At 43.6% G+C, this 15791-nt stretch carries 11 protein-coding genes and 1 pseudogene; 6 read left to right on the forward strand and 6 right to left on the reverse strand.

All coding sequences use genetic code 11. From position 1 onward, the window contains the following. Positions 1 to 61: 61 nt before the first annotated feature. The 4 genes and pseudogenes from DWW10_RS13700 to DWW10_RS13715 form a co-directional block, all read right to left on the reverse strand. Positions 62 to 1417: an FAD-dependent oxidoreductase gene (locus DWW10_RS13700; RefSeq protein ID WP_022391865.1), complete on the reverse strand. Its 1356-nt coding sequence runs from the start codon at positions 1415 to 1417 to the stop codon at positions 62 to 64. A gap of 4 nt (positions 1418 to 1421) precedes the next feature. Beyond that, positions 1422 to 2012: a DUF417 family protein gene (locus DWW10_RS13705; protein WP_022391864.1), complete on the reverse strand. Its 591-nt coding sequence runs from the start codon at positions 2010 to 2012 to the stop codon at positions 1422 to 1424. A gap of 86 nt (positions 2013 to 2098) precedes the next feature. Then, positions 2099 to 2947 (reverse strand): AraC family transcriptional regulator, encoded by an 849-nt coding sequence (locus DWW10_RS13710; RefSeq protein ID WP_182021417.1) that lies wholly within the window; start codon positions 2945 to 2947, stop codon positions 2099 to 2101. Positions 2948 to 2978: 31 nt separating this feature from the next. After that, positions 2979 to 4112: pseudogene (locus tag DWW10_RS13715) on the reverse strand (ATP-binding protein); the annotation flags it as partial. A gap of 999 nt (positions 4113 to 5111) precedes the next feature. Here DWW10_RS13715 and DWW10_RS13720 point away from each other — a divergent pair. The 6 genes from DWW10_RS13720 to DWW10_RS13745 all read left to right on the forward strand — a co-directional run bounded on the left by DWW10_RS13720 (position 5112) and on the right by DWW10_RS13745 (position 13421). Beyond that, positions 5112 to 5822, forward strand: a complete 711-nt coding sequence (locus DWW10_RS13720; protein WP_118421652.1) for a precorrin-2 C(20)-methyltransferase — start codon at positions 5112 to 5114, stop codon at positions 5820 to 5822. A 92-nt stretch (positions 5823 to 5914) separates the two neighbouring features. After that, complete coding sequence (locus DWW10_RS13725) at positions 5915 to 6310, forward strand: DUF1573 domain-containing protein (RefSeq protein ID WP_007213899.1); 396 nt, start codon at positions 5915 to 5917, stop codon at positions 6308 to 6310. Positions 6311 to 6445: 135 nt separating this feature from the next. Next, positions 6446 to 8437 (forward strand): OPT family oligopeptide transporter, encoded by a 1992-nt coding sequence (locus DWW10_RS13730; protein WP_007213898.1) that lies wholly within the window; start codon positions 6446 to 6448, stop codon positions 8435 to 8437. A gap of 10 nt (positions 8438 to 8447) precedes the next feature. Next, positions 8448 to 9320, forward strand: a complete 873-nt coding sequence (locus DWW10_RS13735) for an alpha/beta hydrolase (protein WP_007663019.1) — start codon at positions 8448 to 8450, stop codon at positions 9318 to 9320. Positions 9321 to 9331: 11 nt separating this feature from the next. Next, positions 9332 to 12547 (forward strand): glycoside hydrolase family 2 TIM barrel-domain containing protein, encoded by a 3216-nt coding sequence (locus tag DWW10_RS13740; RefSeq protein ID WP_118421651.1) that lies wholly within the window; start codon positions 9332 to 9334, stop codon positions 12545 to 12547. A gap of 88 nt (positions 12548 to 12635) precedes the next feature. Next, on the forward strand, positions 12636 to 13421 hold the full coding sequence (locus DWW10_RS13745) for an N-acetylmuramoyl-L-alanine amidase-like domain-containing protein (protein ID WP_118421650.1): 786 nt from the start codon (positions 12636 to 12638) through the stop codon (positions 13419 to 13421). Positions 13422 to 13478: 57 nt separating this feature from the next. On the opposite strand, the gene DWW10_RS13750 is transcribed toward DWW10_RS13745, so the two are convergent. Together DWW10_RS13750 and DWW10_RS13755 are read right to left on the reverse strand one after the other, a co-directional pair. Further along, positions 13479 to 14546, reverse strand: coding sequence for an acyltransferase family protein (locus DWW10_RS13750; protein ID WP_118421649.1), 1068 nt, complete (start codon positions 14544 to 14546; stop codon positions 13479 to 13481). 88 nt (positions 14547 to 14634) lie between these two features. Then, positions 14635 to 15756, reverse strand: a complete 1122-nt coding sequence (locus DWW10_RS13755) for a PspC domain-containing protein (RefSeq protein WP_118421648.1) — start codon at positions 15754 to 15756, stop codon at positions 14635 to 14637. Positions 15757 to 15791 lie beyond the last annotated feature (35 nt).

Genomic DNA, 15791 nt, shown 5'->3' on the forward strand with positions numbered 1-15791 from the left:
GCAAATACCCGTCCTGTAATTTAACCGAATTTGTGCCCGAACACCTCTTATATAAGAATGTCTAAAAATTCATCAGATCATTCAATGCTTCGCTCATGCTGGGATGTGTAAATATATAATCACGCAAGAAAGTATATTCCTGTCCTGTTTTCATTACAATAGATACGATATTAATGATCTCACTTGTTTCCGGTCCGAACAGGGAACAGCCCAGAATCTTATTTGTATCGGCATCCACTACTACCTTAAACAACCCGTCAGTCTCACCTAAAGTACGTGCCCGCGGAATGGCTGCTACGGGAAGTGTATTCACCTTTATGTTCAGTCCTTTCTTACGGGCTTCCGTCTCACTCAACCCCACACGTGCCAAAGGAGGGTCCATAAATACCGAATAACTCACAGGCTCACGGTCATCTGTACGCCGTTCTCCTGCACCAAATAAATCCTCACGGATAATGCGGTAATCGTCCAATGAAATATAGGTGAATTGTAATCCGCCTTTTACGTCGCCAATGGCACGGATGGCCGGATTAGTAGTACGCAGCCACTCATCTACGATAATGGCCCCCCGTTCATTCACTTTCACGCCGGCAACTTCCAGATTCAACCCCGAAGTATTCGGACGACGCCCTGTTGCCAATAAGATAGCATCTCCTTCCAGATGATGGATTTCATGAGTTACAGCATCCTCATAAATCACTGTTGCACCGTCCACGGATTGTACCTTTGCGTTGAGATGGAATACAATGCCTTTCTTTTCCAACACGGTCTGTACGCTGGCGGCAATATCCCTGTCTTCGCGCCCAATCAGTTCCGGATACCCTTCGAGTACCGTCACCTTCGAACCGAAAGAGGCATACATGGAAGCAAATTCCAGGCCGATATAACCTCCACCCACAATCACGAGTCGTTCGGGAAGTTCTTCCAGTTCCATGATGGAAGTGCTGGTGTATACGCAGGGATTCTCTTTTATTCCATCAATAGGTGGTACGATGGTTTCCGCACCGGTATTTATAAAAATCTGAGAAGACTGCAATTCAATTACTTCCGTCTCCGTCCGCACTTCTACCACATCAGGACCGACAAACGATCCGACACCTGTATACACCGTCACATTAGGATTATCAGCCAGATTATGATAATTCTTATTCCGCAGGAAGGAAGTCACCTCTTCTTTACGACCAATGGCCTGACGATAATAGTCCTTCTTCTCTTCCCACGTAGCCTTTACCGGAGTTTCCTTAGCCAGATGTACCAACGTCTTTGTAGGAATACAGCCGATATTGATACACGTGCCTCCATACATACGATCTGAACGTTCTACTATGGCAACCGTCTTCTGACGTTTTGCAAATTCGGCAGCCAGGGTCTTCCCACCCTTGCCGAAACCAATGATAATGGCATCATACTTTTTCATATCTCTATTTTTTTAATTGTTCCAGTACGCTCTTCGCACTGTCTGCTAATATAACAATTGCGCCGGCCAAAATGGCTGTATCTTTTATAACTAATCTTCCTGCACCGGTCAATAAAGGGAAACCGAACTCTCCACTGCCCAGGTTGGGCACCCATACTTCGGGTGTGGTGACAAGGAAAGAAAGCGTTCCGAGAGTCATGATAATAGCAAGTCCCGCACCTACCAGTCCTACTTTCGGCCAAAATATGCCGAGGAATGTAAGGATACCGATGCTCATAATAAGAATACCCAATCCGTGAGAAAAACCATACGTATTATTCTCCTTGTGCCACTCATGCTTCGCGGCATCAAATTCTCCTTCTTTCAGCTTATACTCTTTATAGTCGGGAGCATCGTGTGTATAGAAGAAGCTCATAAAAGGGCTGTTTGCCACAAAAGGTACGATGCCTTCCGCTTCATAATTCCAGAACTTCAACCCACCGATCCAAACGAAAATAACCAGAATTGCCACACGGATAAGATTGATACCTAACTTTTGAGTAGATGCAGCCAGTGTCAGGGCTGCTACGAACATAGATTTTAATTTTGTTTCCATACGATTATTGCATTAATGAATTGTTTTGTTTTTCTGATGCAAAAATCGGGGTTTATGTCGGAGCTTGAAATGGCAATTCTGCCGTATCAGTTGGCAATATTTCCCGTTGTGTTCAATTTACGGAAATCGGATACACTTTCACCGGTCATTTTCTTGAAAAAACGGCTGAAAGTGGACAAATCCTCGAAACCCAGCAGTTCGCTGATTTCCTTGGCGCTTTTAGGGGTATAGAGCAGTAATCTCTTGGCCTCCGACTCTATCCGTTCATGGATAATGCGTAGCGGGGAAGGTACTCCGCAGGAGGCAAACAAATTGGAGAGTGTCTTTGGGGAACGGAATAACAGGTCGGCATAATCCTGTACCTGCTTCTTTTCGCGGAAGTGCTGGTCAACCAGAATATAAAAACGGCGGACGATATCAAAGGCTTTTTCCTGTTCCGGCGTGACGCCACACTTTTCACGGGCAATGCGGGTGCAGGTGATGATAAAACGTTTGAGAATGATACGTAACATTTCCTCTTGCAGATTATCGCGAACAGCGGACTCCTGCCGGAAGATACGAATAATGTCATTCAGGTTGGCGGATTGTTCCGGCGAAAGTTTCAGTTTCATCACCCGGGAAGAACCATGAAAAAGGAAACCGTTACAGGATACTTCGTCATCATGACCGAATATACAGTAGAAATTGCTGTTGAACAGGAAAGTGAGGTACTCTCCCTCCACCAATTTAATTTCAATATGCTGCAAAGGAGTAAGACTTATGATTTCGTCCTGTTCCAACTGTATGGGAATATGGTCTATCTCCAGAGTCAAATTTCCACTCCGCACCCAAATGAACTTATATAAAGTAGTATCCTGTTGCAGTGCTTTATTTTCGTGGAAACAAAAGGTCATTGCCAAGTTCCCGTTCAGGCGGGTATTTAATTGATAATCTATCATGATATGATTAGATAAAGTACGAAGAGATAGGCGACAGGCTGCGCATCAGGCCGATACGAACTTCCTGATTGGGTATATCGAGCAAGTAAAGGTCAGTCTCCTTATCGTGATTTTTGATAGTGAGATAGCCATTTTGATAAAGCAACGGAGTGGGATTATCCATTCGCCCCGTAGGAGCATCAAAATCGGAAAGAATCACCTCTTCACCCCCTATTGTGGAAGGAAGAACATTAAATTTCTTCAGCATTTCAATCAAGTAGGTAGGTGTTCCACTACCGAACCAGTAAGAGTCCATTTTACCATCGGCAAAGGCATTCAACAAGCTGAAGGGATTATAAATATCGGGCGACGGCCAGGTGAAATGATAACCGTCATAATTGCGCTTCAACTGTGCAAGAGCTTGCTCGCGGGGCAGTTCCATGCGTGTGGCCAGCCAATCGATGTCACTATCCATCTGTGTCAACATCTCTTCTTCCGTAATGCCGCAAATAGCGGAATACGAACTATCCATGCTGACATTTTTGATATTGTTCAGCTCACTGAAAATGGTCAACTGGGAGAACTTTGTGATACTGGTCAGGAAGACATAGCGCAAATAGGGATCACAGGCTTTCAGCGGGCTGTAGAAGTTACGCATCACATTCCGCAGAACAGGCAGATTCCTCTCTTCGTGAACCACATCGAGAAGGGGAGCGTCGTATTCGTCGATAAGGACGACAACCTGCCGACCGGTCTGCTCAAAAGCACGTTGTATCAAGCCGAACAGACGCTGGTTGGGTTTTATTTCATCCGCTTTCCCCACTCCATATATTTCTTCATAAATCGAGAGCTTCTGACTCAACTCCAATTCTAAATCTTCTCTATTCAGATGTTTGGCCGTACTCATGTCAAAATGCAGCACCGGATATTGCGTCCATTCCGCCTCCAGCCTCTCAATAGCCAATCCTTCGAACAAATCTTTCTGCCCATCAAAATAGCTATGAAGCGTAGACACCAGCAATGATTTGCCAAAACGGCGCGGACGGCTCAGGAATAGGTATTTAGAATCGGAATGCGTCATGCGATACATATATTCCGTCTTGTCAATATACAGGTAATTCTTTCTGCGGATTTCCGAGAAAGTCTGTATTCCTATGGGGTAAAGTCGTTGTTGCGGCATCATGTCTATCCTCCTTTTTTGTACATCGGTTCACTGGCAAAGGTACAACATCAATAAATATTTTCCTAATAAAATCCGCATAATTAGAAGTTCACGGACATAGTAAGCCATCGCCAATTACCGGTATCCCTGTTTTCCATTTTCCAGTTGAACACATAGCCTTTTAATTTCAAGCTTGTCACATTTTTTATTTTTATTAAATTTAGAAACACGACATAAATACAGAAATTAGTAGCTACTTGCAAAAGAAGGGAACTTTATTTTAAGTTCATCATCAATAATAAATCGAAACAAAAACAAGCACCCTATTAATAACCGTAAACAACGTTTTTAAAGAATAACAGGAACGTTTTTAAAGAATGTACCCAACGTTTATTAAAAACGTAAAAGCCATACTAATGAGCTAAAGAACGATAAATATCAACAAAAAAGGCGATAATCCTTATCAAGGAAGTATCGCCTTTATCGTTTTTCGCATGTTATTATTCCGGAAATGGATTTCCCTAATCCCCAATGATTAAATTATATTACTAAAACAAGAGAACCAGCAGCAATAATACATATCCGCCAAAGTCCGGGAAAGAAAAATTAGATTTTGTCATTTGCCAAGTTTTTTAGGTTTACTATTAAAGTTATGTTCTCTCCAAAGCCCTACAAATATACTACATCAGGAAGGCGAAATCAAGTCTTTCAACCGTTTTTTCCAACAGTTTTCAGACTTTACATGCTAACCTTTTCTGGTACAGGTCATTTGCTTCATTGATCGGCAGACAAGTATATTGATAGCATCAGGTTGGCAAGCAGGCTATTATTGCATTCGGTTCATTAAAAAGTACCGTTGCACCAGAGCGTTTGACTTTAGTAAGCAAGAAAAGGTAGATAAACAAGAAATCGGGTTTTATTTTGTTTTATATTCAGAAAATCCCCAATTTTGCACTCCCCATAAAAATTATTATGGGGGGGGTGCTTATCACTAAACACTAACCATTAATCACTAACAAAATGTCCAACCCCGTCATATTCGTATCCCTCGGTCCCGGCGAACCGGAACTTATCACCCTAAAAGGCTTGAAAGCCCTGCAAAATGCCGATTGTATCTTTTGTCCTGAAACTCGCACCACAAGCGGACAGATATTCTCGCGCGCTGCCGATATACTGCACGCGCTGGATATTCCAGATACCGCCCTCTCCCGCTTTGCATTGCCTATGAGCAAGAAACGGGAACAGGCTTTCGCAGCTTACGATAAAGTGTATAGCGAAGCTTCCTTTCTTCATAAAGAAAATAAAAAAGTCTGTATCGTTGCCGAAGGAGACGCAGGTTTCTATTCTTCGGTACACTATATCTTTGAGAAACTACAAGCCGACAATATTCCTGTGCAACACATTGCCGGTATCCCCGCCTTCATTGCAGCAGGTGCTTGTGCAGGACTTCACATTGCCAGCCAGGAGGAACGTCTGACCGTCATTCCCGGTATCATTACCGCCGAAGAAATAGAGAAATATATGGAGGAAAAGACTACCATTGTCATCATGAAACTTTCTCAATGTACCGAAGAAGTTCACCGTTGCATCCATCTCCATCCCGAATATAACTATCATTATTTCGAGAATATAGGCACGGAAAAAGAGAAATACCTGCATGATACAGAGCTGATTTCGGCACTTTCTTTCCCTTATTTTTCACTATTAATCATACGCCACAGCACCTTCTGAGGCGCATTTAATACTATTTCGCACATCATTGGATTAATTTTCACAAAAATGCCTTACCTTTGCCCACTGTGTAATACAAAAGATTTATAGACATGAAAAGACTTACATTGTATATGTTTATGCTCGTACTGAGCATTGGTTACGTTTCGGCACAGGGGAAAGCTGATATTAAGTTTGATAAGACCTCACATAACTTCGGTACGTTTTCTGAAAATGATCCGGTAGTAAGTTGTGTATTCACATTCACCAATGTGGGCGATGCTCCGCTGGTTATACATCAAGCCGTAGCTTCCTGTGGATGTACAGTTCCCGAATATACCCAGGAACCCGTATTACCGGGCAAAACCGGAACCGTTAAGATTACTTACAACGGAACAGGCAAGTATCCGGGACACTTCAAAAAGTCCATCACTTTGCGCACGAATGCCAAAACAGAAATGATGAGACTCTTTGTAGAAGGAGATATGACACCGAAAGATGCAAAATAAGCATCTTTATATATAAGAATAAAGGAGAATTTTTCAATTCTCCTTTTTTTTTGCTTTCTTTGAAGCTGATTTGGATAAAATAAACAATTAATTGACGACATAATAACTATAAAACATAAAAGCAATTAAGAAACTATGAAACAAGAAGAAGAGAAATTGACCGGTCTGCCGGAAAATGCATTCCGTGAACTGAAACCGGGCGAGGTCTACAACCCGTTGATGAGCCCTGACAAGAAGTACCCGGAAGTTAACCTCTGGTCTGTATTATGGGGTATCGCTATGGCTATCCTCTTTTCGGCTGCGGCAGCCTATCTGGGATTGAAAGTAGGACAAGTGTTCGAAGCAGCCATTCCTATTGCAATTATTGCCGTGGGCGTATCAGGCGCAGCCAAACGTAAGAATGCGTTGGGAGAAAATGTCATTATCCAATCCATCGGCGCCAGTTCCGGCGTTATCGTGGCAGGTGCCATCTTTACCCTGCCCGCCTTATACATTCTACAAGAAACTTATCCGGAAGAAATCACAGTTACTTTCACCCAAGTATTCATCAGCTCTCTGCTGGGAGGTGTGTTGGGTATTCTCTTCCTCATTCCATTCCGTAAATATTTTGTAAGTGATATGCATGGCAAGTATCCTTTCCCCGAAGCAACAGCTACCACACAGGTACTGGTATCGGGTGAGAAAGGCGGAAGCCAGGCCAAACCGTTGCTGCTGGCAGGTATTATCGGAGGTTTATATGACTTCATCGTTGCCACATTCGGCTGGTGGAACGAAAATTTCACCACACGTGTATGCGGCTTTGGTGAGATGTTGGCTGATAAAGCAAAACTGGTATTCAAAGTGAATACAGGTGCGGCCGTACTTGGTTTGGGCTATATTGTAGGTCTGAAATATGCTTCTATCATCTGTGCCGGTTCACTGGCTGTATGGTGGATTATCATTCCGGGAATGTCCATGATCTGGGGTGACAGTGTGTTGAACCAGTGGAATCCGTCAATTGTAGCTACCGTAGGCAGCATGGCTCCCGAAGAAATTTTCAATTATTATGCCAAGAGCATCGGTATCGGCGGTATCGCTATGGCAGGTATCATCGGTATCATCAAGTCATGGGGCATTATTAAGAGTGCTGTAGGACTGGCAGCTAAGGAGATGGGTGGAAAATCCAATGTAGAAGCCAGCATGAAGCGTACTCAGCGCGATATTTCTATGAAGATTATTGCTATCGGTTCTATTATAACGCTGTTACTGGTATTCTTATTCTTCTACTTCGATGTGATGCAAGGCAGTTTGCTGCATACTGTGGTAGCTATTCTGTTGGTGGCAGGTATCGCTTTCCTGTTTACGACTGTGGCTGCCAATGCCATTGCAATCGTAGGTACGAACCCGGTTTCCGGCATGACGCTGATGACATTGATTTTGGCATCGGTAGTGATGGTATCTGTTGGTTTGAAAGGTCCTGAAGGAATGGTAGCTGCATTGGTAATGGGTGGCGTTGTGTGTACGGCACTGTCTATGGCAGGTGGTTTCATTACTGACTTGAAAATCGGTTATTGGTTGGGTAGTACACCCGCCAAACAGGAAGCCTGGAAGTTCCTCGGAACGATTGTTTCAGCTGCAACCGTAGGTGGTGTAATGATTATCCTGAATAAAACATACGGATTTACCAGCGGACAACTGGCTGCTCCGCAAGCTAATGCGATGGCGGCAGTGATCGAACCGCTAATGAATGGCGTGGGTGCTCCTTGGTTGCTTTACGGCATTGGTGCAGTACTTGCTATCGTATTGAATGCATTCAAAATTCCCGCATTGGCATTTGCATTGGGTATGTTCATTCCGTTACAACTAAACATTCCTCTCGTTGTGGGTGGTGCTGTGAACTGGTACGTAACCAGCCGTAGCAAAGATGCTGCTCTTAATGCAGAACGTGGCGAAAAAGGTACGTTGCTGGCATCCGGTTTCATTGCCGGTGGTGCGCTTATGGGCGTAGTCAGTGCAGCAATGCGTTTCGGAGGTATCAACCTGGTGAATGATGCCTGGGTAAACAATACGTGGTCCGAAGTACTGGCATTGGGTGCTTATGCATTGCTGATAATTTACTTTATCAAGGCTTCGATGAAAACCAAATAATAAAAATACAATGAGAACAATTTTATTCATTACAGCACTGTTTATGTCAACTCTGCTATCTGCTCAGAAGCCCGTTGAGATACCCTTGTGGCCCAACGGTGCTCCTAATACGAATGGCCTGACAGGAGATCAGGAAGATTTGAACGGCGGCCGTGTGGCCAATGTCGTTAATCCCACCATCACGGTTTATCGTCCGGCAAAGCCGAACGGCATGACTATCTTGATGTGTCCGGGCGGCGGATATGCCCGCCTGGCCATGAATCACGAAGGCCATGACATGGCATCCTGGTTCAACACACAGGGAATCACGTATGCCGTCCTGAAATATCGTATGCCGAACGGGAACCGCGAAGTGCCCCTCTCAGATGCAGAACAGGCTATCCGCATTATTCGCCAGCATGCAAAAGAATGGGGTATCAATCCGAATCAGGTAGGCGTTATGGGTGCATCGGCAGGAGGACACCTGGCTGCTTCTCTCTCTACACTTTACAGTAGTGATGAAACGCGTCCGGACTTTCAGATATTACTTTATCCGGTAATCTCGATGGTACCGGGTATTACCCATGGAGGTTCGCGCAAGAACCTTCTTGGTGATAACCCGACCAAAGAACTGGAAGATGCGTATTCTCTGGAACGTCGTGTATCTCCCCGCTCTCCACAAGCTTTCATCGTACTTTCTGCTGATGATGGCGCTGTGCCGCCCATGAATAGTATTGGCTACTTCCTTGCTCTCAACCAACAGAAAGTTCCCGTTTCCATGCACATCTACCCCATTGGCGGACATGGCTGGGGCTTCCGTGATAACTTCACTTACAAACGCCAGTGGACAGAAGAACTGGAGAAGTGGTTGCGTGACGGGGTGAAATTCGAGAAAAATAATTAATATATCAACTCATGAAAAAATTGACTTTTATCACCTGTCTCGTATTACTACCCCTCGCCCTTCAGGCACAGGAAGACCGTTACGACCAGTTGACCAATCCGAAGTTGACCAGTATCAACAAGGAGGCTCCCCGGAGTACATTCACTTCTTATGCCACCGAAGAAGATGCTATCGTCAACGACCGGACGAACGGAGCCAGCCGCCTATCCCTCAACGGGAAATGGAAGTTCAACTATGTGGAAAACTTTGCCGACCGTCCCACAGACTTCATGAACGTGCGTACTGAGGTGAACCGTTGGCCGGACATCAATGTGCCGGGTAACTGGGAATTGCAGGGCTTCGGTACTCCGATCTACGTCAATCAGCCTTACGAGTTCTGTTCTAAGGGGTACGAACCTTACTGGGACAAGCCTAATCCGCCTTATGTACCCAAAGACTGGAATCCGACAGGTACGTATCGCCGTGATTTCGTTGTAGGTAATGACTGGGATGGAAAAGAAATCTTCCTCAGTGCAGACGGTGTGCGCGGTGCTGCTTTCTATTACATGAATGGCAAGTTTGTAGGTATGAGCAAGGATGCCAAAACTCCTGCCCGCTTCAACGTTACCGCCATGGTAAAAAAAGGCAAGAATATGATTGCCATTCAAGTACACCGTTTCTCGGATGCCAATTATCTGGAATGTCAGGACTTCTGGCGCATCAGCGGTATAGAGCGCGATATCTATCTCTATGCCACGCCCAAAATCCATATTGCAGACTTCAAGGTAGAGACTCCGCTGGATCCTTATTACAAGGATGGTATCCTGCAACTGAAAGTGAAGCTTACGAACGAAAGTGATATAAAGTCTCCTTATGTAGTTTCCTATCGTTTACTCGATGATCAGGATCAGCAAGTAACCCAATCCTCTACCCGTGTGGAAGGTGATCAGAATGAAGTAGAATTCACAAAGAAAACCCTCCGTGGTGTCAAGCATTGGACAGCTGAAACGCCTAATCTTTATACACTCGTCATCAGCCTGAAGCGCACCAATGGCGAAGTAATAGAAGCTACCAGTTGCAAGGTAGGTTTTCGTACGATAGAGATTAAGGATAAGCAACTGCTTGTAAATGGCGTGCCTATTCTTGTAAAAGGCGTGAATGTACATGAGCATAATGAATACACGGGACATTACGTTCCGGAAGATCTTATGATTAAGGATTTCGAACTCTGGAAAAAGTATAATGTGAACACCGTACGCACTTGCCACTACCCGCAACAGGAACGCTTCTACGAACTTTGCGACCAATATGGCATGTACGTAATTGATGAAGTAAATATTGAAAGCCACGGTATGGGTTATAACCTCAATGTAGGTGGTACTTTGGGTAACAATCCGTTATTCATGAATGCTCACCTCGACCGTACCATGAACATGTACGAACGCGATAAGAATCATCCGTCTGTAATCATCTGGTCACTGGGTAACGAAGCCGGAAACGGACTGAACTTCTACGTTACCTATAATACGCTGAAGATGCTCGATAGCCGTCCTATCCAGTACGAACGTGCCGGATTAGAATGGAATACGGATATTTACTGTCCGATGTACTCTTCTCCCCAATCTATTGAAAAGTATGCCCAGAATAAGGAAATGACTCGTCCGCTTATCCTGTGTGAATATGCTCATGCTATGGGTAACAGTCTTGGCAACTTCCAGGATTATTGGGATGTGATTGAGAAATATCCGATATTGCAGGGTGGTTGCATTTGGGACTGGGTAGATCAAGGCTTTGCCGCCAAAACCAGCGACGGACGCAAATACTGGAATTATGGTGGTGACTATGGTGATACCGGAACTCCTTCCGATGGTAACTTCTGCATCAATGGTGTAGTTTATCCCGACCGCAGTATAAAGCCCCAGACTATTGAAATGGGTAAGGTTTATCAGAACATTAAATTCATTAAGTTCGATCCGCAAACCTGCACGGTGCAGATACGCAACGACTTCTCATTTACTGATCTGAATAAATATGATTTCCATTATGTCGTTCGCGATCATGGAAAAGAGATTTATAAAGGTCAGATGGATAATATCAATGCTGCTCCGGGTAAGACAGCTACCAGTGCATTCCTGCAAGGTATTCCTAAAGAAAAGAATACTACGGGAGATGTACGCATCGAGTTCTATGCAACCATACGTAATGCAGAACCTTTCTTACCGGTTGGTACGGTAATTGCACGTGAACAAACTTATGTTCATCCGTTCTTTAAGAAAGAAGTGGTACGCATGGATCCCGCGAAAGTAGATGAAGTCTTTTCACAGGTTGTTTTCAGCGGTGATGATTTTAAGGCAACATTTGATAAACAAAGCGGCTTACTGACCTCTTATATCTATAAGAAGCAAGAGTATATCCATAACGGCCAGGGCCCGCAGCCTTTCTTCTGGCGTGCACCTACCGATAATGATTACGGAGCAAAACTTCCCACTCGCCTGAAAGCATGGCGCGAGGCCAGTTACCAGACACCTAAGGCAGAATCGTTCAATGTTTCTAAAGATGGTGACAAGTCTATTGTAAAGGTTACCTATCGTTTTCCGCAGGTAGATGCGCAGTGGGAAATTACCTATAAAGTCTTTGCCAATGGCATTATCAAAGTGGATAATCGCTTTGTAGCCGAAGGTACGGAAACTCCGATGATACCCCGTGTAGGTTTGCGCATGCAATTATCGGAAATATTAAACGACCTTACTTACTACGGCCGTGGTCCGGAAGAGAACTATCGTGATCGTCGCACTTCCCAGTTTATCGGAGAATATACTACTCCGATAAAGGACTTGTACGAACCGTATATCCGTCCGCAAGAAAATGAGCATCGTACGGATATTTACTGGTGTGCACTCACCACTAAACAAAAAGCCGGTTTACTCTTTATTGCCGACCGTACGTTTGAACTGAATGCTTCCAACTATCTGCTTGGAAGTTTGGATAGCGGCGAAACCATCGACAATGGTGCTCCACGTACCAACGAAACGAATCACCGTCACCTCACCGACCCACAACCTGTAAAACAGGTAGATATGTTTATCGACTATCGGATGATGGGTGTAGGTGGTGATAATAGTTGGGGAGCTATAGCACACGAACCGTATCTGATTCGTCCCGGTGTAGAAAATGCCATTGAATACGGATTCTCCATCGTACCATTTGACAAAAAGGCGGATTACAAAAATTTAATCTATCAATATTAAATTTAATCTGTCCAAATTAAGGATTAATGAAAAGGATGTCGTACTTTTGCGACATCCTTTTTTATTTATATTAATAAACGAAAGAACAATGAAAACAATGATTACCCTCCTGTTCAGTGCGCTTTGTGTAGCTACTGTCAGTGCTCAGACAGATGAAAAAGACAATGCCATGCTGAACAATGGAATAAATTTTCTGGATATTCCTTACGTAGCACATACGTTGGAAGTTACTGATGGCGAAGAAGAACTTATCATCAATTGTGATGAAGTAGATTGCACCACCTTTGTAGAATATACTCTTGCTATGGCCCTCTCTCCTACCGAAGACGGACAGGTAGCTGAAGGCGATTTTGCTACCAATCTGCAAAAGATCCGCTACCGTGATGGAAAAATCAACGGTTATCCTTCACGCCTGCACTACATTGCAGACTGGGTAAACAATGGTGTTCGTAACGGTTTCCTGGAAGACGTAACAACAGCTTACAGCCCATACACCCAGAAAGTTTCTCTTTCCTACATGTCTTCTCATCCGGAACTGTACAAACAGCTGAGTAATTCTCCGGAGAATGTAGCAAAAATGAAAGAGATCGAGAAGTCATTGAATGGTCAGGAATTTCATTATGTTCCCAAAGATAAGCTACCGTTTAATGGTCTGCCTTGGATAAAGAATGGTGATATCATTGCTATTACAACGAATACTCCGGGATTGGATGTGGCTCATATGGGTATTGCTTTCTATGTAAACGGCAAATTAAGTCTGCTACATGCTTCTTCTAAAGAAAAGAAAGTGGTGGTTTCGAAAGTGGCTTTAGGACAAATGCTACAGAATAATGATAACTGGACAGGAATCAGAGTACTAAGGATGAAGAAGTAAATCAGAGATGATTATACACAAAGGGAGTTCCGAATTTTTCGAACTCCCTTTTTTTTGTTACATCTTCACGCCAACCGTTCCCAGCACTAACCTCACTCCTCTTGCCGCAATAAAACAACACGGAATGCCCACCACACAAACCAATGCCAATTGCATCAATGGAGAGACCGGCAAAAGTTCCACAACAAATATGCAACCTACCACAACAACAGGATGAATAAAATAAGCCGCGTAACTATCAGTGGACAATTTCTGGACCAAAGGCATCGGTTTGTCCCAATGAGCCTTCCCGTATGCTAACAGAAAATAGCAAATACCCACACACATAACAGGTTCCCAAAGGGCATAAAATAAAGCCTGCAAATTCCATCCACCCGAGAATAAATCCATCTGTTCTGAAAAACTACTCATTACAATCAATAAAGAAGGAATGCCACAAAGAATTGCTATAAGAAACCAGGGAAGTGCATTCTTCACACAGATTTTATCCAGCCAATGATTACGATGCGCCACAATTCCCAACAAATACATACCTATATATAAAGGAAAGAACCCCAGCTGCAATCCTAAAACTTCACTTCCTACAGGAACATAAAGCCGAATGAGGAATGCTGCGGCACCCGTCATTAGCATAAATAGAAGAATACCCATTATTGCAGGATATTTCCAATTCAGTGCCAACCGCTTTGTACAAAAATGGCGATAAACAGCATAACTCAATTCAAAAATCAACAGCGTAAATACAAACCACATCGGTCCAAAACCCGGTCTACCCCATACACCGTATATCCAATATATTAATAGAGGATTGACTAGAAAACTATAAATCAAAAGAGGAATACCCAAACGGTTGAGACGATCGTATATAAAAGATTTCATTCCTTTACGATCAAAAGAAAAGGGCATCAGATAGGCAGAGATAAAAAAGAAAAGACTCATAAAATAGGATTGGTCAATGCCCATAGATGCTGAGAGCAATCCTTGAGTTAGGCCGGTAGTTGTTTCCTTCGATATGTAATACCATCCACCGGAAGCTCCGAAAGCAACCGCAGAATGATGATAGAACACCAGCATAGTAAGGAAAACCCGTAATAAGTCAAGATAATAAAAACGCGTCCGATTCATAGTATTTATATTTATGGTTAATTAAAATAGCTTGGAGATATTTTAAAGAATATCTCCAAGCCCCCAGAAAAACTAAAATAACAATCTGTTACCCTCGCATCAGCAATTCCGGGAATGTAAATCCTTGCATGGTATAGCAGATAAAGAAGATGGTAGCACTAACAATCCACAGAATGAGCAATGTCCACTTCAACCCGGAAACCATAGGTTGCCAATTGAACACCGGACGGAAGATTGCGAAAACAAGGCTAACCAGAGGAATACCCACTACGAGGATACCTGCAATATATAGTACGATGGCTGACAAAGGAGATGTAGATAATACAAAATCAATAGCCGGGAACCAAGACATCAACGCTGCCCCACCACCAATAGCAACTGCAATAGCGGCAAAGAGCAAAGCCACAAATACAATACCGAAAACAAACAGTACCGGGCTGCAAATGATAGCCACAATAATCAGACAAATCTTCAGGAACCAACCGACAATCATTAACAACGTATCACCGGTCCTTTGCATAGAAGTACGAGGTTTATCAGACTTCATATAATCGTTTACATTATTTGTAACTCTCTCAAAACCATCAGTTACAGTCTTTCCAATGTTCTCTACCGTAACAGCTTCACCACGCATGTTCAACTTCTCAGCCGCCGTACGAGCTTCAGGAATCACTATCCAGCAAATGATATAGATAGGGATCAAGAACTTGAAACCAAAAATTGCGCAAAAAACAAGAACCAAACGGAACCAAGTGGAATCCCAGCCTAAATAAACACTAAGTCCCCCTATCACGCCACCCAGCATTTTATCGTCCGGATTGCGATACAAACGGCGACGGGTTGAAGTATAAGAAGAATTATTATCACCATTCCAGGAACCGGAACCATAACCTTCACCGAAGGCGCCCTTCGTATTTCCGGAACCGGAAGCAGTATTCTCTTCCGTACCTGTTTCCATCTCTTCAGGTTTCCCCATACGATTGATTACTTCTTCTACATCGGTTATAGTGATCACTTGAGAGCCAGCAGTCAGCTTCTCTAAAAAAAGTTCAGAGATGCGAAGTTCGATGTCATTTACAATCTCGTCAGCACCGGCTTGTCTTCTAAAGTGCAGTTTCAGATTGCATAGATAGTTATCCAAAAGGCGATAGGCGTCTTCATCAATGTGGAAAACAGTTCCGCCCAAATTTACTGTTAATGTCTTTTTCATTGCTATTTGTTTTTAAAATTTATACTGATACGAGG

It is taken from the genome of Bacteroides intestinalis (genome assembly GCF_003464595.1).
Taxonomy (GTDB): Bacteria; Bacteroidota; Bacteroidia; order Bacteroidales; family Bacteroidaceae; genus Bacteroides; species Bacteroides intestinalis_A.